This window comes from Arthrobacter rhizosphaerae, assembly GCF_023062595.1.
Classification (GTDB): domain Bacteria; phylum Actinomycetota; class Actinomycetes; order Actinomycetales; family Micrococcaceae; genus Arthrobacter; species Arthrobacter rhizosphaerae.
On sequence record NZ_JALLAN010000012.1, the window covers coordinates 32,251 to 50,171 of the forward strand.

A 17,921-nucleotide genomic window follows, 5' to 3' on the forward strand; every position below is an offset into this window, starting at 1 on the left:
ACCCTGTGTTGGTGCCGAGTCTCATTGGAATCTGTCAATCGAAGCGGTGACGATTATGCGCGTCGAAACCAAGTCCAATCCCATCGGATGGAACCCACCAGAGTCGAACGCCGTCGACGTCTCCCTGCTGAATCCGCCGACAACTGAGCAAGCCTCAGTACCTGTCGATCAAATGATGGTGGCCGTTGAAGGAGTGCGGCGCTATGTCATTTCGCACTTGTCCCGTATTGGCCGCGCCAGCGACGTCGATGATGTCATGCAGGATATTCGGGTGGCTGTCTGGGACGGAGTCTCTCGAGGCCGGTATCGTCCGCTCCCGGGTGTGCGGTTTGGTGCCTGGGTGCAGGGGGTAGCAAGCAACATCTGTTCCGCACACATCCGTCGGGAGCTATCTCATCCCACGCTCCCGTTGCTCATGGACCCAGGGACTGCGGAGGATTCAGCACCGTTCGACGTCTTGACTGTTCTAGTCGGTGACAGGCACGAGGATCGGGGTGCAGACATGGTTCTTGACCAGGAGTGGGCTCAGAAACTGCTTGGCCTGACACGCGCCGCTGTGTCCCCGGACGTTTGGGGACTTGCGGTAGCCAGTCTTTCCGGGCCGCGCAAGTATGGACCGCCGTCGCCACAAGATCGGCGCCGCTGGAACGCTGTGACCGTGGTGCGCCAAACTGCCAAGACGGTCAATACAGCACTGGAAACCGATCATGGAACAATCCGGAACTTCGAGGACCTGTGCACTCGTGCCGTTGAGTGCTTACCCAGTCCGCTCCTGCGTGGAGTGGCTGAAACCATCGTGCGCCCTGACGTACACGGACCAGAGCGACGAGAAGCCATCGCTGCGTTGGCCAGCGAGCTTGGCGTTACAGAACGCTATGTTGCGGTGCAGATCGGCTCCGCCCGCCGTCTCTATCAGACTGCGTGGCGGACGCTGCGGGGAGCAATGAAGCCGGGCTGCTAAGTCATGCACTAAGCCCGCCTAGTCTCCATGAACGGGTGAGGATGGGGGAATTTCAATGTCACAAGAATCTGGGAGACGAGGGCGAAGTCCCGCCCGCCGATTATGGATCTTTGCAGCAGCCCTGGCGGCTGTCGTTGCTGCTGTGCTGGTTTTGGTCGGCTCGCCGCGACCTCCCTCAGCGAGTACGACGTCGGTTCCAGCCACATCGTCTCCGGCCCCTTCCGCTGTACACCCGTCGCCATCCGCACCGTCAGTTTCTAGTGGGCCAGCGACGGCTCGAGCTGCCGAGGGAACGAGTGCCACTGGAGTTCCGCGCACGACGAACTATCGAGCGCTGGCAAAAGCCGCGGCAGAGGCTATCTACACCTGGGACACTCGGTCGTCGTCGTACTCGGATATCTATACACGCCTCCGTGGTTGGTGGGAGGTCTTGCCTGATGGATCCAACCCCCTGGCTGTGTTTGCCCAGGAATTTGAAGCGACAGGTATCAATGCGGGAACGTTTGCTTCCTTGGCAGGGCAGAAAGCGTTTCGAACGGCCACTTCCGAATCCATCACCTGCGACGAGGAATTGGCTAAGGTGCGAGAGCGCCCGGCACCGTGGTTGGGTCTTCACGTCTGCACCGTCTCCCTGCGGGTCGTGGATCGGACGGCCACATCCACGAACGCCTACACCGCACCTGTGAGCGTCATGCTCAATTGCCCGCCGGCAGCAAGTGCCCCGTCTGACCGATGCACGATGGTTGGCTTCTATGCTGCCCCCAGCAGGATCGTGTACTAATGCCAATTCCAGCGATGGTGGCGGCGCTGGCCAAGCGCCGCGCGCTGCTCCGCGGCGCGACAGTTATGGCAGTTGTGGTGGCACTGATGTTCGGCGTCGTGTTCTGCGCATTTGCTACGGTTCTGGTTGCCAATCGGTCAAGCATGGACTCCGTCTGCATATCTGGTAGTGCTGTGGGGGAGCGCTCGCCGGACAGAATTGATGGCGGACTGGAAATCCATGTAAGTGGCCTGGAACCGCTTTGGCTAAATTCTCGCCAGGTCACCGTGGCGAGTGGCTACATCTCAGTCGGGAAGCAACTGGGTGTCCCGAGAGATGCCTGGATCATCGCGATCATGATGGCTCTTCAAGAATCGACCCTCAGAGTCCTCGCAAACTCGAATGTCCCGGCCTCGTTCCAGTTTCCGCATGATGGTGTGGGACGTGATCATGACTCGATTGGCAGTGCTCAGCAGCGTCCGGCTGCGGGCTGGGGGAGCGTTGAGCAGCTGATGGACCTTGGCTACAACGCTCGTGCATTTTATGGCGGACCGTCGGGGCCGAACCGTGGCAGCCCGCGTGGGTTGCTCGATATCGCCGGCTGGCAATCAATGGACAAAGGGCAAGCTGCTCAAGCTGTCCAGATTTCGGCTTTTCCTGAGCTGTACGCACGATGGGAGTCTCAGGCAACCGCCATAGTGAATTCACTCGAAGGCGACACTGCCCCGGCTGTGTGCACGGATTCGCCTATTGAGTCGGCGCTGCCTGCTGCAACCGGTGACCTGTCTCAGATCCGCAAGGATATCTTGCGCTTCACTCAGGCCGGCGTTGGCGGGACGTACATCTGGGGCGGTGAAGAGTTCAAAGCCTGGGACTGCTCTGGTTACGTCCAATGGATCTACGCGCAGGTCGGAATCAACCTTCCGCGAGTGGAGCAGTGGAGGGTTGGGCAAAGGACAGAGAACCCGCAGCCAGGCGACTTGGTTGTGCAGAACCCCCAAGGGCTAGACAACTGGGGCCACGTCGGCATCTATGCGGGCAATGGCATGATGTACAGCGCTCTAAATCCTGCTGCGGGAACTTTGCTGCATCCAGTGGATTGGAACCCTGGGAGCGCATACTTCGACTTGTTAACGTCCGAAACTGTGCGGTGAACTGGCTCTCAAAATGTCTGGGGAATTTTCCGTCAAGGTCCCATAGATAAGAGTTTGAACCAAAGACGTACTCCGGATTCAAACGAATAAGGGCTTCTGCGGAAAAGTTGCTTGCAGAATCGGAGTTTGGGCTCGAACGCGGGTTTAGGACATTGAACCCCATTCGTGCAAATGTGCGGATTTCTGGCTGGTCTTGGCGCCCCCTTCTGGGGGTAAGTGATGAGGGTGTCGGAGGCGCGTTCGTGCTTGGCGAGGGCGGGTTTCTACTTGAGTTGGCGGACTTAGCTGATGTTTCGGCCGAATTGTCGGCGGTGTGAATCTCGCTCGGGTGTGATCGCGTATTTTTGCGGGACACCATCGCATTACTGCGTCAAGTCACGGCGCAACTGATAAGTTCAGTAGTCGTCCTCCCTTCGTGACCAGGAGTCATCTGTGGCCATCACCATTTCTAAAGCGATCGTTCATGAAGTGCCTAAGGGGGCGCACTCAACGAAGAGTGATACCGATGTGACTTTGAGTACAGAACTTACCCCTTTGCAGGTAGAAACTCGTAGGTTCATCATCGACAACATGGTCAAGTTTGCTCTGAAGCACCCGAGAGACATTAAGTGGGATCAGACTGCGTCGTCTAATATGCCGGCCCTTGTCTCTAAAATCATCAATGATGCTGAGAACAGTTTTGTTAGAGCTTCCCAAGACATCGCGAGAGTGCTTTACAGGAGCCAGACAGCGAATAGCCCATCTGGGATCCTCGTTGTCGCGAGCGTCGTCAAGGACGGCCGTAGCGCCGTGCTGCTGATGAAGGCAGAACATCAAGAAGGCATGCGTTTGCGCCGCGATGAGGACTCCGGGCGTCTGGATCTTGAGCATCTGAACGAATTGATCGTTGGTCAGAATTCTAAGATCTATAAGGTGGCGGTGATGGATCTGGCAGACGACGGCACAGTAATTGGTCAAATGGTCGATCAACAAAATGGCGTGATGTATGCCGATTTCTTCCTAGCCGACTTCTTAGGATGTCAGCTTGCTGACAAAGCAGAACTTCAAACTAAGGTTTTCATGGAGTCCGCTATTAGGCATTTTAATGAGCAACTGAGCGACCCAGTCAAAGCCTCGCGTTACGCTGGTGCGCTGTCGGCATACATGCACGCTCCCGCCGAAGATTTCCAGCCAAGTGTTTTTGCCGATGATTTCCTAGAACCTCAGGACCGCGACGACTTCTTGGAGGCCATACCGGATACAGTGGGCGATGGGGTCATCCGCAAAGACTTCAAACTGATTGCTGGTGGCGGTTCAGGTGTTCGGATAATCGGCCACGGTTTCACCGTCGTCGCGAGCAGCGAGGCTTTCGCATCTGGAACCATCTCCGTGTCGAAGTCTGACAATGGGGACACGGTAATCAAACTGAGCGGCGACCTGAAGCAAATGACCTTCGGGGCCCTCCCCAAGAGTAGCCAACAGTGAGTGTCAACGTTCTTACAGAGCGCCATCAAGTAGAACGACCTCACCTGGAAGCGGCCCTCATGGCTTGGAAGACGAGCCTGCAGGACCTTGCTCGGCCAATTGATCAGAACGTCCACGTTGACGGCAGGGTCAAGAAGCTGCAGAGCATTCTCGTCAAGGCGTATAAGGATGGGCCGGCTTCGCCGAGATCCTGGGATTCGTTCGGAGACTTGGTCGCACTTAAGGTCGTTTTCCCGACACTGGCCGGTGCGGAGATCTTTACAAAGGAGCTTAAAGAAGCGGCACAATCCAATGGGATTTCATGCGCCTTAGACCCGCGACGCTCGGCGCCCGAAAAGTTGGAATATAGTTCAGATCAATTCGACCTATGTAATCCCAAGATATGTGATGCCGCCGGAAACGGGCTTAAGGTGGAAGTTCAGGTGAGAACCGTAGCCAGTGACGCATGGTATATGGTAGACCACCGGTTAAGGTACAAGAACGCGACAAAGCTTCCTGCTGATTTACAGCGTCGGGTGCTTCGTCTGATCGTGTTGACCGAGCTGTTCGATGCGGAGGTGGACTCGTTGATCAAGGATGTAAACGCGTACGAATCGGACACTCCAGCTGGCCTGTTCAACCAAGTGAAGGAGCTGTTTACTGACTTCACCAGGTCTTACACGGCGCCGTCCCGACCGGAAGGCCTTTTCGAGACGCTTCTGAGCGCCTATAACAAGGACGATCAGTTAGCGCTTGTCGACATCCTCCGAGAGCTCATCACGAAAGATGGAGTTCACCTTCGCCAAGTCATGAGCGAACATACATACGGTGCCGAAAACTACGTCGAAAAGTACGATTGGCTTTACACGCAACCCGAGGCCCTGCTCGTGGCTGATCTTGCTCGAAAACCGAGATTACTCGCAAGCACGGTGGAAAATACAGACTTTGAACAGCTAGTGAACAGCATGGCGGATGAATTGAAGGTCAACTAGCGACGAGCGCAGTCCGCTAACCAACCCGCCCCCTTGGGGCATTCGTTCATGCTGGGATGGCTTTGCAGGCACATCGCGGGATCCTCCTTCTTGATCTCGTGCACATAGCCGGGGCCCTTCCTTGCAGAGGCACAGAATTTGGATAAGACCACGCCTGTAGGCAAGTCAGCAGTGACGTTGCCTGTCAGAGGTCTTTGGCAGACTGGCTTTCATGACTGATGAGCAATTCGCCGAGCTGGTGCGGGCGATCCAAGATAATGGGCTGAGTATTACTGACTGGATAGGGGCACTGGCGTCACTTCTGACGTTCCTGATCGCTGCTGCCGCGGTCTGGATTGCGTGGGGCCAACTACAGGAAGCCTCTTCAGCCCGTAAACAAACGAAGAAGCTGGAGCGTGAAAAGTCGCAGCCATACGTCGTCGCCTTCCTAGAAGAGAGCGCTGTGGGCTCCCACATCCTTGACCTTGTGGTGCGGAATTATGGGCAGACCGCAGGCCGGAACATCCGGTTTTCATTTGAACCCGCGCTCAACCGGACGGACGGTAACGGTGGTGAAGAAGATGTCATCCTTCCCGACCTAATCTCGTTCTTGGCTCCAGGCCAAGAGTGGCGGACGCTATTCGATGTCACTACAGAACGAGCTCACAGGGAAGATCTGCCTCTGCTGTACAAGGGCGTTGTCAGTTATGAAGGGATCGACAACGAACCGCAGAAGAGCGACGTCGTCATTGATCTTCACCCCTTCAAGGCCCGGATCTTCCCAGAGATTCTTGGCGTGCACCACGCGGCGAAAGCACTCCAGGACATCAGCAAGAACCAGAAGCAATGGAGCGAGACCCCGCGAGGAATCAAAGTCTATTCACGAGACGGCGATGCTAAAGACACAAAAGTAGTTGAATCCGCTCAGCGGTGGAAAGCGCGGCGTGAAGCAGAACGAGCTACTGAAGCTCGGAACAATCCCACGGAGGTATAGAAAGGCTGGATCCGTTCCGGCACATACTACGGATGGCTACCAGGGCCGTCACAGGTTGCCATAGACGTTGGGTAGCGTTGGTACATGCGTGCCATCGACCTTGAAGCCAGAGTAATTACCGCTGTAGACCGAATTCGGGACAAGCAGTTCGTCGAGAATGATCTCATCGAGTGCAAGCGCAGCTGGCCCCAGGAAAACAAGGCGCGACAGCTGGCCGGAAGCCTGAACCGAGCCGGTGGCGATCCTGTGATTTACATCATCGGTATTGATGACAAAACAGGCGGCGTGCACGACGTGTCCGATACGGACATCCTCGACTGGTGGAACCAAATTGTCGCAAAGTTTGAGCACACTCCACCTGAGCTAATCCGGCATATCGACGTCCAGGTTGGCGAGGGAGAGCATGTTGTTGCATTGGCCATTTCTTCCGACCGAGCGCCGTACGTCGTAAAGACCGGCAGTGCGAATCCAAGCCTGGAAGTACCCATGCGCGAGGGTACAGGGACTCGAAGCGCTCGGCGTGACGAGTTGCTCCGATTGCTGATACCCACGGTTCGGCTGCCAGAAGTCATCGTGCTGGATGTCGGTCTCAGGGGCGAGTACTACTCGCAAGGAGGCACGACCGGCACTCAAACCCTAAGTTGCACGGGTCAGCTACGAATATATGTCGAGCACAGCGGAAATGGCCTCATCACGCTGCCAGCCCACGGAATGCGCGGACGAGTCACTATTCAGGAGCAAGTATTTGATCTCAGTATCGAGCCTCCGCTGGAGTCTATATCCGTCCCAGCAGGAACTAAGACCATTGGCATTCAACGCCCAAGCGACGGGGTTAGCCTGGCCAGACCAGGTGCAGTACCTCTGCAGCTGGAGGTCAAGGGGCTATCCTCTGATGACAGATTGATCTTGGTTTCAACTGAAACGATGGAGATTGAGGTAGTACTCGAAGTACTGCACTCCGTCAGGCCCTTGAAATTTGCGACTACACTTTCCCGAGACCGCGAGAGCAACATGCACAAGCCTGCAGACGATGTCTTTGGTGCCACCTGGACTCCTGGTAGCTGGCAATTCAAGCACCCTGGGTTGTCATTTGATAAGTGAAGAAACGCCTACTGATGGGGAGCTGCCTCTATCGAATCGTGGGACGACGAACCTGCTTGCACCTTTGATCCAGACAGTCAGCCGACAAAACTTGATCACGTGATCTGGCGCTACGTTTCTGGCCGCGACGTTTTCCGTAAAGAGGGCCTCGTTGACCGCGAAGTATGACTAGCAGTAGCAGTAGCTGTCATAAAACAGGTGGTCAGATAGGTAGAATTCGCTTTCCGTATACCCTCTTCCGGTTATCGCGAAGGTCGAACTGGTTCCGGTAGTTATTCTGTCCCTCATAACGACCCTATTGCTCCGGTTAGACGGATCCTTCTCGATTCCTCCGCCGAAGCCCAAGGCATCGGTGAGCCACTGAAGCTTATGGAAGTCGTCACGGATGTTCAGGATGACGGAGGTTACCGACATCATCACGAAGATGCGAACAAACCAAACGGATATCCGGCGGGCTGGCTTGCGTCATGTCGCTACGCACCGCTCATTCCATGAAGTCGTGAGCTCAAACTGCTCATTCCACTGGAAAACGACGGATGGAGCACCAGATGTTTCTGGCAGCGGTGGATCCTGGGATCACACCAAACGCGAACTTTCCCTTTCTTGAATCCCTTAAGCAGATTGGCGGAGGGATCCTGGTCGGCGCCTTCATTGTGATCGCGATCGTGGCGATCATTGGCGCAGCAATGCTGTTAGCCGGCAAGCTAAGCCAGTCGTCACGGCTCGCCTCTGGTGGCGGCGTGATTTTGCTTTGGACGGGCCCGGTGGCCGCAATACTCGGCGGCATCAATGGCTACATCCTTTGGTCCCAGACGGCGTTTCCGCTCGGGTTCTAGGTCGCAACGATTATGCCAGTTGAGTGCGACCTCAATGGCTGGTGGCCGCCCGGGTGCGGGCTCGTCTCCCAAGCCAACGACGGCGTCGAGGGCGCCATCACTTCCATCTTCGCGAACGTCCTTCAGAACATAGCGTCCTGGATGTGGGCGTTCATTACCGGTGCTTTCAGCGCGTCCGAGATCGACGATTCGCAGTGGACGTCCATCCGGGGCCTCACAAACTGGTGGGTCATCGTGATGATGACCCCGCTGGTCGTTGTGATGATCCTCCAACTGCTTTCGGGTCTGATCAGTCAACAGCCTCGTCGCCTTGTCAGGGCACTCGTTGGTGGCGCCGCCGCGATACCAATGGTGGCTGGCGCCGTTTACCTGGTTCGTCAGCTCACCAACGTCAGCGATTCCGCGTCGACTGCACTCCTCGATTCAATCGGGACTGATCCCTACGTCGTGTTTATGCGGCTGTTCGGGTTCGAGCGTGCACCCGCTGGCTCTGACCGGGAATGGAATGTCATCTCCTTGGCACCCGGGACTCAGGGGGGCGCCGCAGGCGCAGTGGTCGTCACCGCAATGGCCGTGATTGTTGTCTGGATCTTGGCATTCATCCTCATGTGCTCGATGATCTTCCGATCATTCGCACTAATCGTTCTTGCCGCCGTCGCCCCTGTCGCCCTGATGCTGATGCCGTGGGAGAAAACGAAGACATGGGCAAGGCGATGGTGTGAGATCGTCGTAGCGCTGTTGCTCGCGAAACCGCTCGCTGCGACCGTGCTGGCGGTCGCAATCAAGCTCTTTGCAGACTCAACTTCCTTCGCTGGCCTCGCTGCTGGAACCGTAGGAATGGTGCTCGCTTGTGGTGCACCGCTGATGGCATTGAGGCTCGTAAGCTTCGCAGGCGGCGAGCTAGCTGCGGCCGCACAAACTGCAGGGGGCGGGCACGTACTGTCGCGGAGCAGCAGCGTTGCTTCCCGGCAGATAAGCCGCCAGACCGGCGGCCGACTGACTCTCGCATCGTTGGTTGGACGCTCGTCCATGACTCGGCCCATTCAATCCAGCCGTGCACAGTTTCCGACGCGAGCCCTGCCACCCGGTATGCCACTGCCGGGGTCATCGAACGGTGCGACTCCGTCGCTACGCTCTGGCGGCCCGGGACCCGCTTTCGACGGCGTGGGTTCGACTTCCGCTGCGCTCCCTCTTCAGCGGACTGCGGCGACTGGTGACGGCCCTGAATCTGCTGGTGGCCGTGCATGGCCGGCGACAAGAGTACACACGGCGGCCGGCCCAAGGAACGCAGCTCCGGATACTCGGGGGCCGTGGCCAGCCCAGGTGCCCGATCGGGGAAATTCTGGGCTGACCGTGCCCGCAACTCCACCGCCTCCAGTCCACCCGCAACCAACTGTTAAACGCCAATCAGGTGGTAATTCCCATGTCTGAAAGTTCAAGGACCCTCGAAGCAGTCAAGTTTCCAAGGTACGAACGTCGCGGTTTGTTCATGGGACTCAAGTGGTATCAGCTGCTGCTCCTGGCAGCCGGCGTGCTTATGGCGTCCCTGGCTTCGGCAGCCAATGGCCCTGCAGGGCTGTTCACATCGGGGCCTCTATGGCTGTCCCTAATGCTCCTCGGACTTCTCCAGTACTCGAGGATTCCTTATCCCGTCTGGGCGAGTCAGATCATCCTCTTTCTGTATAGGGCCGCGGTCAAACAAACGCGGTTCCTTACACGGCCCGAAAATGCAGTACTGGCCGGGCGGCTTGCGCTGCCCGGTGGCCTGGGAAATCTGGAGCTTCGCCGTGCCATCAACGGCGAGTGCTTCATTGTGGACCCCAAGGGCCGGGAAGCGATTGCGGTGCTGCGCTGCAGTACAAGGTCCTTCGCGCTCCTCGACGCCGATGACAAGGCCTGGGCGGTGCAGGCGTGGTCGCGTGTGCAGGCGGGTATGGCTCAGAGAACAAGCATCGCCAGAATCGCGGTGCAGGACTACACCGTTCCCTACCCTTCAACCGCCCTCCGTGAGTTCTACGAGCGCAACGTGCTACGGAGTGCGGGCGCCGCCAGCGGGCTGACCTGGGGTGAAAGGGCGTATGAGGACTTGATAGCCGCAGCCGGTTCCACGATGAGTCACGACCTGCTGGTGGCAGTCGTGGTGGATACAGCAAAGGCCCGGCGTCGAATAAGGGAATCCGGTGGCGGTCTTGCAGGCCTCGAGCGTGTGCTCCGGTTGGAGGTCGAGGCAATGACCACGTCACTGGGAACCCACGGCGTGAAGGTAGAGGAGTGGCTGCCTGAGGACGGAATTCTCGACGTCGTTCACGGCGCATTCGATCCAGTTGCCGTTGCAGGGCCGCGACGGGAGTCGAGGTCAGAATTCCAAGCCGCCCTTCCGGTTTTCCCACCTGATTCAGATCCTGAGCCTTCGGCTCTGGCGGCTGGACCGATGGCTGTCGAGGAACACTGGACGTACGTTCGCTCTGATTCCGGCTTTCATCAAACGTTCTGGATAGCCGAGTGGCCACGGCAAAAGGTGTTCCCCGGGTTCCTTCATCCGCTCATCTACGTGGGCGACTTCCGGCATACAGTGACCCAGGTGCTCCGGACTGTTCCTACCGTCGAGGCGCTCCGTGACATACGGTCCGCCCAAGAAGCCCATGAAACTCGACGGCGGATCAACACTCGCTTCGATAGGCCACTGACCCGCGAGCAAAAGGCCGAGGAAGAAGAAGTTACCCAACGAGAGGAAGAGATTGTCGCCGGACACGGTGATGTCCGTCCGGCAGCCTATGTGACCATATCGGCGGCCACTCTCGACGACCTGGCCCGGCACAGGCAAGAACTCGAGTCAGCGGCGGCGGGAGCTTTCGTTGAACTGCGCCTGCTGGTGGGTCAGCAATGGGCCGCCTTCGTGGCAGGAGCACTTCCTTTCGGGAGGGGTTTGCGATGACTCGAACAACCCAGATGATTCAATACACGCCCTCGGGTAACCGTCACGAGCGGAAGGAACGACGGCGGGATGAGAGTGGCGCTGGTAAACAATCGTGGGTAACACCACTGCATCGATTGGCTGAAATAGCGGACAAACGTCTTGGCGAGCCCCGTCTCGGGAGGGAGTGGGGGAGCAAAGAACCGAATTCGCTGCGTGGCCCCCATCGGCTACAGCCGGCGCCACATCGCGCATCAACCATGACCTTCGCCGCGGCCTATCCCTTCATCACCGAATCAGGTCTGGGACACGAGGGCACATATATCGGCTCGGATGTCTTCGGCTCGGGCGCCTTCTCCTACGATCCGTGGATCCTCTACGACAAAGGCGTCATCAGCGGTCCCTCGATTGTTGTCATCGGAACGGTAGGCACAGGAAAGTCGATGTGCGGAAAGTCTCTGGTGGCCAGATCAATCACTCTAGGGCGTAAGGCTGCTGTGGCTTCCGATCCGAAAGGCGAGTGGGTCGCGGTTGCCAATGCAGTCGGCGGCAAAGTGATCTCCGTCGGACCTGGGCGTTCCGCTCGCGTGAATCCCCTCGATGCCGGACCCAGACCGAGTGCCCTGACCGAAACTCAGTGGCAGGCCGTGGTGCGTCAGCGACGGCGCCATTTAGTCGTGGCCCTGGTATCGCTCATGCGAGAGGGCACACCACTGCGTCCAATCGAGCACACTGCCCTGGACATGGCTCTGATGGAGACCGTCGCCCAGAATTCGAACCCGACGCTGCCCATGGTCCTTGACCACCTATTGAACCCTTCGAAGGAAACGATAGGGCTCGTCGGCAAAGACGGCGGCTTAGCCGTCAGCCACTCACTGCGGCGGACGGTGTCCGGGGACCTAGAGGGCATGTTTGACGCTCCCTCGACCGTAGCTTTTGATGCAGACGCACCAATGATGGTGATGGATACGTCGGCCCTGATAGGTGCCTCCGAACAGGCGCTATCACTCGCGGCGGCTTGCGGAGCCACTTGGCTCGAGGCTGCGGTCACCAATCCCGACGGCGGCAAGCGGCTCGTGGTTTACGACGAGGGATGGCGCATGTTGGCGGATCCTTACATGTTGGCCAAAATGAGTGAGCAATGGCGTTTGGCTCGGACCTACGGGATCGCAAACCTTCTCATCATGCACAAGGTGGCGGACCTCAACGAGATTGGGGACAGCACCAGCGGGCACCGGCAAAAGGCTCTTGGGCTGCTCACCGAGGCAGACACCAGGATCATCTACCGCCAGAAACATGACGCCATGCGCCTGACCAAGGAAGCCCTCGGACTAACAGAGGCCGAATGCGAGCATGTGGAGAACCTTCCGAAAGGAGTCGGACTGTGGAAGGTCGGCAACCGGTCCTTCATCGTTGCGAATCGGGTGACTACGGATGAACTGGAAGTGTTCGGAACTGACCACCGGATGGTCCCATGAGTACCCGGGCTGCAAGCAACAATCCGTTGGTTACGGCAGGACTCGTGGCCATGGCTACTTATGTGTGTCTGTGCCTGCTTATCCAGGGCGCAGCCCATATTGTGGTGGCGTGGCGCTGTGGGGGGAGTCCGCCGTCGCCCCTCAACCCGACTGCCGCCGTCGGGCTCCTTGCTGGCCGCACTGACTGGATCATCCAGCAGCCGCCAGGGTGCGCGACCGAGATCGGCAGTATCTGGTGGGTCGTTGGGCCGTCGCTACTGCTGCTTGTGGCGCTCGCAGTGGCTGGCGTCCTGTTCTGGCGGACATGGAAGCAGTCTGGCGCCTGGCTACGCCAGGACATCCTGAGCCGGGAGGGTGTAGCCCGGCGCAACGAGATACTGCACGACTTCGGCGCCAGGGCAGTCAAGCGGCGAGGCAAGTTCACCCGACCTGGCCTGACAAAGCCCAGCATTCAGGATGTGTCTTGGACGCTGGGCCGTTCCCGCGGTGTCACTATTCACGTTTCCACTGAAGAGTCGATGGTTATCCAGGGAGCGCCGCGTTCCGGTAAAGGTCTCTACGTGGTCATCAATGCCATCCTCGATGCGCCAGGCGCTGTGGTTACGACGTCAACGCGTGCCGACAACCTGGTTGTCACGATGGGAGCACGGGCCACACGTGGCAGACCGGTGACAGTATTCGATCCGCAGGGGATGTCCGGCTTACCTTCCACGCTACGTTGGTCTCCGGTTCGTGGTTGCGATGACCCGGACATCGCGACTCGACGGGCGCTGGTCATCACGGCGGACACGGAGATGAAGGGCGAGAATGCGGCCTGGCAGAAGCGCTCGCTGATAGTCCTTCAGTGCTTACTCCACGCGGCAGCTTTGTCAGGGCAAGGCGTCGGCGCCTTCCGCCGCTGGTCTTCCAGCCCGGTATTGGCGAGGGAAGCATTGGAGGTCCTTGGTAGTCCCGAGGCGGCCTTGGGCTGGCAGGCGGACTTGATGGGGATTCTTGAGGACGATCCGCGGAACACGTCCAACTCCTGGATTGGCGTCTCCGCCGCGGTCGCGCCCCTCTCTTCACCCAAGGTGCTGGCCGCCTTGAACCCTCAGGACGCTTCGGAGGAGTTTGATCCCAAGACTTTTATCCGCGACCGAGGGACGCTGTATTTGATCGGCACGCGGGCAGGCGCCGCTGCTGCGGGGCCCTACCTTTCCGCGCTGATCGATGACATCGACAATGCCGCACGTGAAATGGCTTTTGTGTCGCCGGGCGGACGTTTGGATCCACCGCTGTCGCTGATCCTCGACGAGATAGCCAACCTGGCTCCGTGGCCGGGCCTGCCTATTGCCCTCTCCGATGGTGGTGGTATCGGCATCTCCACGCTTGTTGTCCTGCAGTCCCTCTCGCAGGCCCGGAGCGGTTGGTCTATCGATGAGGCAGCCACGATCTGGGACTCGGCCATTATCAAGGTGATCTTCGGCGGCGGTTCCGACGAGCGCGACCTTCGATCTCTCGCCGGACTGTTGGGGGAGCGGAGCCTGACTCTGAATACCCGGTCCTGGTCGGCTCAGGGCCGTCAAGACGGCGAGCAGATCCGGGAGAGTCCCGTCATCCGCTTGGATGAGATTCGCCGACTGCCTGTGGGCACAGCGCTCATGCTAGGGCGGCGCACAAGGCCGATCCTCTTGGATCTGCGTGAGTGGCACAAGCGCAAAGATGCAGCCGAACTCGGCCGTTCCAAGGCGGAGCTGGAACGTGTGCTGATTGCCGGGCACAAGCAACGCCAAGAAGTTGCGAAAGGGTCCGAGCAATGAACAGTTACGACGATGTCGAAAGCTTTGAAATCCCGTCGGCCGGAGAGAACGACGACGAACTGACAGCCCAGCTTTTCCGTTCGGCGTTCAGACCGCCGGTCGGGCAGTCAGGAGTCACGTATCGCTGGCGGGACATGAGGCAAGAACAGGCCGAAATTGCCTGGCATTCACTGGCCGTTTGGGTCAAGTGGTTCGTCGCCACGTACCAGATCACGACGTCGGTGGTGCCCGAATGCTGGTGGCGGCACCCCGAGATCGTGGCGGAGCTTTATGCGCTACAAAGAGCGGAACTGGCCTCCTACGCAACCGATGACCCTGGCTTTGGCCCCTTGGCGTTCCACGAGCGGCTCCCTCACGCCGTCGAACGTCTCCGAATTCATTCCCGAACGGCGGGCTGCGTCGGCCTCCAAGAGCACAAGGAACCTGCGCCGAGAATCCTTTCGTCTGACGACGCAGCCTTTCTCGAGTGGCAGGTGGAACACCACCAACTGGGCGTCGAGTTTTGAAGTCATGCTGTTCTGCAGTAGCGGGACATGAATAGGTACCCGAGTTCGCTTTGCGGACCCCTAGAAGTATGAAGGGTGGCTGTCGTGGCCCCTGCAACAGAAGATATGGCTCTCTCAGCCTCGACTCGCGCTGCGACTAACAGCACGTCATCTGGCTATGGACGCATGACTCCGGAGGAGCGGATTGCCGCACTCACAGACGGGCTCCACACGATCTTGGAAAAGGCTGTTGAGTCACCCGCACACTGGCAAGTGCTCCTCGATGCCTCGGCTACGTTGTGGCGCTACTCCGGGGGAAATGTGGCATTGCTCATGATGCAAATGGCCCAACGGGGCACCGAAGAGCCCACCCTGGTGGCTGGCTACAAGGAATGGGAACGTCACGGTCGTACCGTTCTGCGCGGCGAGCACGCATTGTGGGTGATTGCGCCCCGAACTGCGCGCATGAATGAGATTGCGCTGCCCGACGGTACACGGCAGCGGATACCAGTTGGGCAGAAGGTTCCCGCGAACGCTGTCGACGTTAGCAAGAAGACTCTCATCACCGGTTGGCGAGGCCAGGCCGTTTTTGATGTGTCCCAAACGGAGGGTACTCCGTTGTTGGTGCCACGTGCCGGCGCCGGGCCTGCAGCGGACGCATCTGAACTCTGGCAGTCCCTAGCGGAAGTTGCCAGGAGACATGGATTCGATCTCAGTGTGACCGATGGCCAGTATGGGCTGACTAGTGGGTTCACGGACTTCGACAGCCGCCGTGTCCAGGTTGGAGCCTGGCTGAACGACGAGGAGCGTACCGCAGTCCTGGCCCACGAGCTGGGGCACGTTTTGCTCCATGGACCGAATGACGACGTCGGCCGGCTCTACGGCAGCAGCGCGGACCACCGCGGCCTGGCTGAGATTGAGGCCGAGTCCGTTGCCTACACGGTTCTGAAGGCTCATGGAATCGATCGAGGTCCGCAGTCAGCCTCCTATCTGGCCGGATGGGCTGACGCTGTCATCGCTGCGGAGTCAGATGCTCGGGCTCAAGATGCTGGCAGAAAACTTCCAGCTTCTCGCGTGGACATCGCCAAGTCAGTCCTTGGCAGAGTTACAGCGGCCACCAAAGGCATCCTCGAGATCACCCATCGGCCTGGATTTGGAGGCAAGATTGCCGCCGCCGACGTGGATCCGCGCGTCGGTCCGTCGGAAACGTATGCAGGCGTTGAAGGGCCCGCTAGATCGGCTGACGGACCTGTGATGGCGGGTCCGTGAGTCGACGGCACTTATCTGTTCGGCGGGAGAGTCCCGCTGACTATGGAAAGGACAGGAACAATGAGCACCAAAATCCCGATCAGCATCGCTGGCAATCTCGTCGCCAACCCTGAGCTCACCTACGGTGAGTCGGGCGTAGCCCACGCGAAGCTTCGCGTCGCCGTGAACCAGCGAATCCAAGGGCCGGACGGTACATGGCAAGACGGCGAACCCGTCTTCCATAACGTGTCGGCTTTCCGGGGATTGGCTGAGAATGCAGCTAACTCTCTCAAGAAGGGCGATCCCGTCACGGTGTCGGGAGAGCTCGAATTCCGCGGATACGAAAAGGACGGAGAGCGGCGGGAGGCTCGACGTATTGTTGCCGATACCATCGGACCGGACCTGCGGTTCGGCACTGCAGCGTACCAGCGGTCGTCTCATGCGGCGGTTGCCGGGGCGGACGCCGAAGTTCAGGCCGGACCCGAGGTGTCAGCTGCCGCGGACTCGGCTGCACCGGCCTACAACGTTGCCACGAAGGGTCCTGTGGCGGTGCCCCCTTTAGGGGTAGCAGCGAGGAATGAGATGAGCTTCTAGCGGGCGCTTCCTACTGCAATCCTCCTTGAACCGGTGCCGTTCGACAGAAGACTCCACGAAAGAAGGTTCCGTCCGAACGGCATCGGCTCTAGCCGGAGGCCCCTCACTGCGAAGCAATGGCCCAGATACTGCCGACGGGTTGAAGGATATCGGGCCCGTAGGTTCACCTATCCAACGACTTCACGGCACCACAGCCGGACTGCGAAATATTCAAGATCTCCTCAAAGAGGTGGCGTGCAACTCGGCATGCGGCGTCCGGCTGCAGTACCGGGTCAGCTTTGGAGAGACTCGACTGCGGCCGCAGCACTGCGGATGCTCTTCCAGCCCCTCTCTGCTGCTGCCACAGTTCGCCCGTCTACGACGGCGGCCTTGTTCCGCAAGACAGCGACCAGGGTGGCGTTGACGATGTCTTCGCGTAGCTCGTTCAGCCATGCACCCTTGATGTTCGGCATGACCGGGATGCGTGAACGGACAGTGATGAAGTGGCCGCCGATGAACGCGGCAGCGATACATGCTGCCCCAGTCAGGAGGAGTTTGAGGATGTCTTCCTGACTGGTGGCAACGACATACGCTGGCGGAGTGATCAGGGCGAGCATCAGCCCTAGCCGCATGAATAGGATCTCCCTGCCGACGCCGGCACTGCGGCGTCGGCGCATGGTGGCATCCAGGTGCTTGTCGCGGATGGCTTGTGCCTTCAGGCGCCATTGACGCTGCGAGCCCAGATGCAGCTTGACTAGAGCGTGGGCGGCGGCCAGCTCGTCAGGATGTGTTTTACGCAGCCCGGCCACCAAGGGGTCTTCCCTGTCAGCCCAAGGGGCTGTCAGCCTGCGGTCAATCGCAGCGGCTATATGGTCCAGACCGAGCCGCGAGGCGGCCTCCGCGTATTCTTCAGCGCGTCCGAGTGCCGCTACAACTGCCACTGGCTTGTGATCCCCAGACCGTGATCCGTAGCGCGGCGTTCCGTCGACCAGCTCATATTCGTTGTTCATGTTTCCCCCATAAAAAATGGCCGTATGTGCTGATTCGTCGTAGCTTCACATCACGTGGCGCCCGGCCTCGCTGCCGTTTGTAGTCCATTGTGCAGGGTGGAGACCTGGACGACGTTCCGAGGGAGGTTTCGATTGCATCGAACGACACGTTTTCAGAAGCTTGACCGGTAGATATTGGCTGCCACAATAGGGGC

16 protein-coding genes are annotated in these 17,921 nt (G+C 58.9%); 15 read left to right on the forward strand and 1 reads right to left on the reverse strand.

Annotated elements, in window-relative coordinates; genetic code table 11:
• Positions 1-55: 55 nt before the first annotated feature.
• The 15 genes from MU551_RS15965 (at position 56) to MU551_RS16035 (ending at position 16,738) form a co-directional block, all read left to right on the forward strand.
• Complete coding sequence (locus tag MU551_RS15965) at positions 56-961, forward strand: sigma factor (protein WP_247046250.1); 906 nt, start codon at positions 56-58, stop codon at positions 959-961.
• Positions 962-1,391: 430 nt separating this feature from the next.
• Entirely contained in the window at positions 1,392-1,742 is a 351-nt protein-coding gene (locus MU551_RS15970) for a hypothetical protein (RefSeq protein WP_247046251.1), read from the forward strand.
• Positions 1,742-2,875, forward strand: coding sequence for a C40 family peptidase (locus tag MU551_RS15975; RefSeq protein WP_247046252.1), 1,134 nt, complete (start codon positions 1,742-1,744; stop codon positions 2,873-2,875). Before MU551_RS15970 ends, MU551_RS15975 begins: the two co-directional genes overlap by 1 nt.
• A 432-nt stretch (positions 2,876-3,307) precedes the next feature.
• Positions 3,308-4,339: a nucleoid-associated protein gene (locus tag MU551_RS15980; RefSeq protein WP_247046254.1), complete on the forward strand. Its 1,032-nt coding sequence runs from the start codon at positions 3,308-3,310 to the stop codon at positions 4,337-4,339.
• Positions 4,336-5,310, forward strand: a complete 975-nt coding sequence (locus tag MU551_RS15985; RefSeq protein ID WP_247046256.1) for a RelA/SpoT-related domain-containing protein — start codon at positions 4,336-4,338, stop codon at positions 5,308-5,310. The genes MU551_RS15980 and MU551_RS15985 overlap by 4 nt, the downstream gene beginning before the upstream one ends.
• A 211-nt stretch (positions 5,311-5,521) precedes the next feature.
• Positions 5,522-6,283 (forward strand): DUF8453 domain-containing protein, encoded by a 762-nt coding sequence (locus MU551_RS15990; RefSeq protein ID WP_247046258.1) that lies wholly within the window; start codon positions 5,522-5,524, stop codon positions 6,281-6,283.
• A gap of 84 nt (positions 6,284-6,367) precedes the next feature.
• Entirely contained in the window at positions 6,368-7,384 is a 1,017-nt protein-coding gene (locus MU551_RS15995) for an ATP-binding protein (protein ID WP_247046260.1), read from the forward strand.
• Positions 7,385-7,932: 548 nt separating this feature from the next.
• Positions 7,933-8,220, forward strand: a complete 288-nt coding sequence (locus MU551_RS16000; protein WP_157372120.1) for a hypothetical protein — start codon at positions 7,933-7,935, stop codon at positions 8,218-8,220.
• 12 nt (positions 8,221-8,232) lie between these two features.
• Positions 8,233-9,651 carry a type IV secretion system protein gene (locus MU551_RS16005; protein ID WP_247046262.1) on the forward strand — a complete coding sequence of 473 codons (1,419 nt, stop codon included), beginning with the start codon at positions 8,233-8,235 and terminating at the stop codon, positions 9,649-9,651.
• Positions 9,644-11,155: an SCO6880 family protein gene (locus MU551_RS16010; RefSeq protein ID WP_247046263.1), complete on the forward strand. Its 1,512-nt coding sequence runs from the start codon at positions 9,644-9,646 to the stop codon at positions 11,153-11,155. Before MU551_RS16005 ends, MU551_RS16010 begins: the two co-directional genes overlap by 8 nt.
• 239 nt (positions 11,156-11,394) lie before the next feature.
• On the forward strand, positions 11,395-12,612 hold the full coding sequence (locus MU551_RS16015) for a putative type IV secretion/conjugal transfer ATPase (RefSeq protein WP_247046264.1): 1,218 nt from the start codon (positions 11,395-11,397) through the stop codon (positions 12,610-12,612).
• Positions 12,609-14,411, forward strand: a complete 1,803-nt coding sequence (locus MU551_RS16020; RefSeq protein WP_247046265.1) for a type IV secretory system conjugative DNA transfer family protein — start codon at positions 12,609-12,611, stop codon at positions 14,409-14,411. Before MU551_RS16015 ends, MU551_RS16020 begins: the two co-directional genes overlap by 4 nt.
• Positions 14,408-14,917 (forward strand): DUF4913 domain-containing protein, encoded by a 510-nt coding sequence (locus tag MU551_RS16025; RefSeq protein ID WP_247046266.1) that lies wholly within the window; start codon positions 14,408-14,410, stop codon positions 14,915-14,917. The genes MU551_RS16020 and MU551_RS16025 overlap by 4 nt, the downstream gene beginning before the upstream one ends.
• Positions 14,918-15,082: 165 nt before the next feature.
• On the forward strand, positions 15,083-16,165 hold the full coding sequence (locus tag MU551_RS16030; RefSeq protein ID WP_247046268.1) for an ArdC-like ssDNA-binding domain-containing protein: 1,083 nt from the start codon (positions 15,083-15,085) through the stop codon (positions 16,163-16,165).
• A 60-nt stretch (positions 16,166-16,225) separates the two neighbouring features.
• Positions 16,226-16,738 (forward strand): single-stranded DNA-binding protein, encoded by a 513-nt coding sequence (locus MU551_RS16035; RefSeq protein ID WP_247046269.1) that lies wholly within the window; start codon positions 16,226-16,228, stop codon positions 16,736-16,738.
• A gap of 272 nt (positions 16,739-17,010) precedes the next feature.
• On the opposite strand, the gene MU551_RS16040 is transcribed toward MU551_RS16035, so the two are convergent.
• Positions 17,011-17,727: a hypothetical protein gene (locus MU551_RS16040; RefSeq protein WP_247046270.1), complete on the reverse strand. Its 717-nt coding sequence runs from the start codon at positions 17,725-17,727 to the stop codon at positions 17,011-17,013.
• Between the last annotated feature and the right edge of the window lie 194 nt (positions 17,728-17,921).

Coding starts and splice junctions, on each gene's coding strand:
- MU551_RS16040 (WP_247046270.1), bottom strand. CDS start 17,727: ATGAACAACGAATATGAGCTGGTCGACGGAACGCCGCGCTACGGATCA.
- MU551_RS15995 (WP_247046260.1), top strand. CDS start 6,368: ATGCGTGCCATCGACCTTGAAGCCAGAGTAATTACCGCTGTAGACCGA.
- MU551_RS15965 (WP_247046250.1), top strand. CDS start 56: ATGCGCGTCGAAACCAAGTCCAATCCCATCGGATGGAACCCACCAGAG.
- MU551_RS15990 (WP_247046258.1), top strand. CDS start 5,522: ATGACTGATGAGCAATTCGCCGAGCTGGTGCGGGCGATCCAAGATAAT.
- MU551_RS16025 (WP_247046266.1), top strand. CDS start 14,408: ATGAACAGTTACGACGATGTCGAAAGCTTTGAAATCCCGTCGGCCGGA.
- MU551_RS16035 (WP_247046269.1), top strand. CDS start 16,226: ATGAGCACCAAAATCCCGATCAGCATCGCTGGCAATCTCGTCGCCAAC.
- MU551_RS16020 (WP_247046265.1), top strand. CDS start 12,609: ATGAGTACCCGGGCTGCAAGCAACAATCCGTTGGTTACGGCAGGACTC.
- MU551_RS16010 (WP_247046263.1), top strand. CDS start 9,644: ATGTCTGAAAGTTCAAGGACCCTCGAAGCAGTCAAGTTTCCAAGGTAC.
- MU551_RS16030 (WP_247046268.1), top strand. CDS start 15,083: ATGACTCCGGAGGAGCGGATTGCCGCACTCACAGACGGGCTCCACACG.
- MU551_RS16005 (WP_247046262.1), top strand. CDS start 8,233: ATGCCAGTTGAGTGCGACCTCAATGGCTGGTGGCCGCCCGGGTGCGGG.
- MU551_RS16000 (WP_157372120.1), top strand. CDS start 7,933: ATGTTTCTGGCAGCGGTGGATCCTGGGATCACACCAAACGCGAACTTT.
- MU551_RS16015 (WP_247046264.1), top strand. CDS start 11,395: ATGACCTTCGCCGCGGCCTATCCCTTCATCACCGAATCAGGTCTGGGA.
- MU551_RS15975 (WP_247046252.1), top strand. CDS start 1,742: ATGCCAATTCCAGCGATGGTGGCGGCGCTGGCCAAGCGCCGCGCGCTG.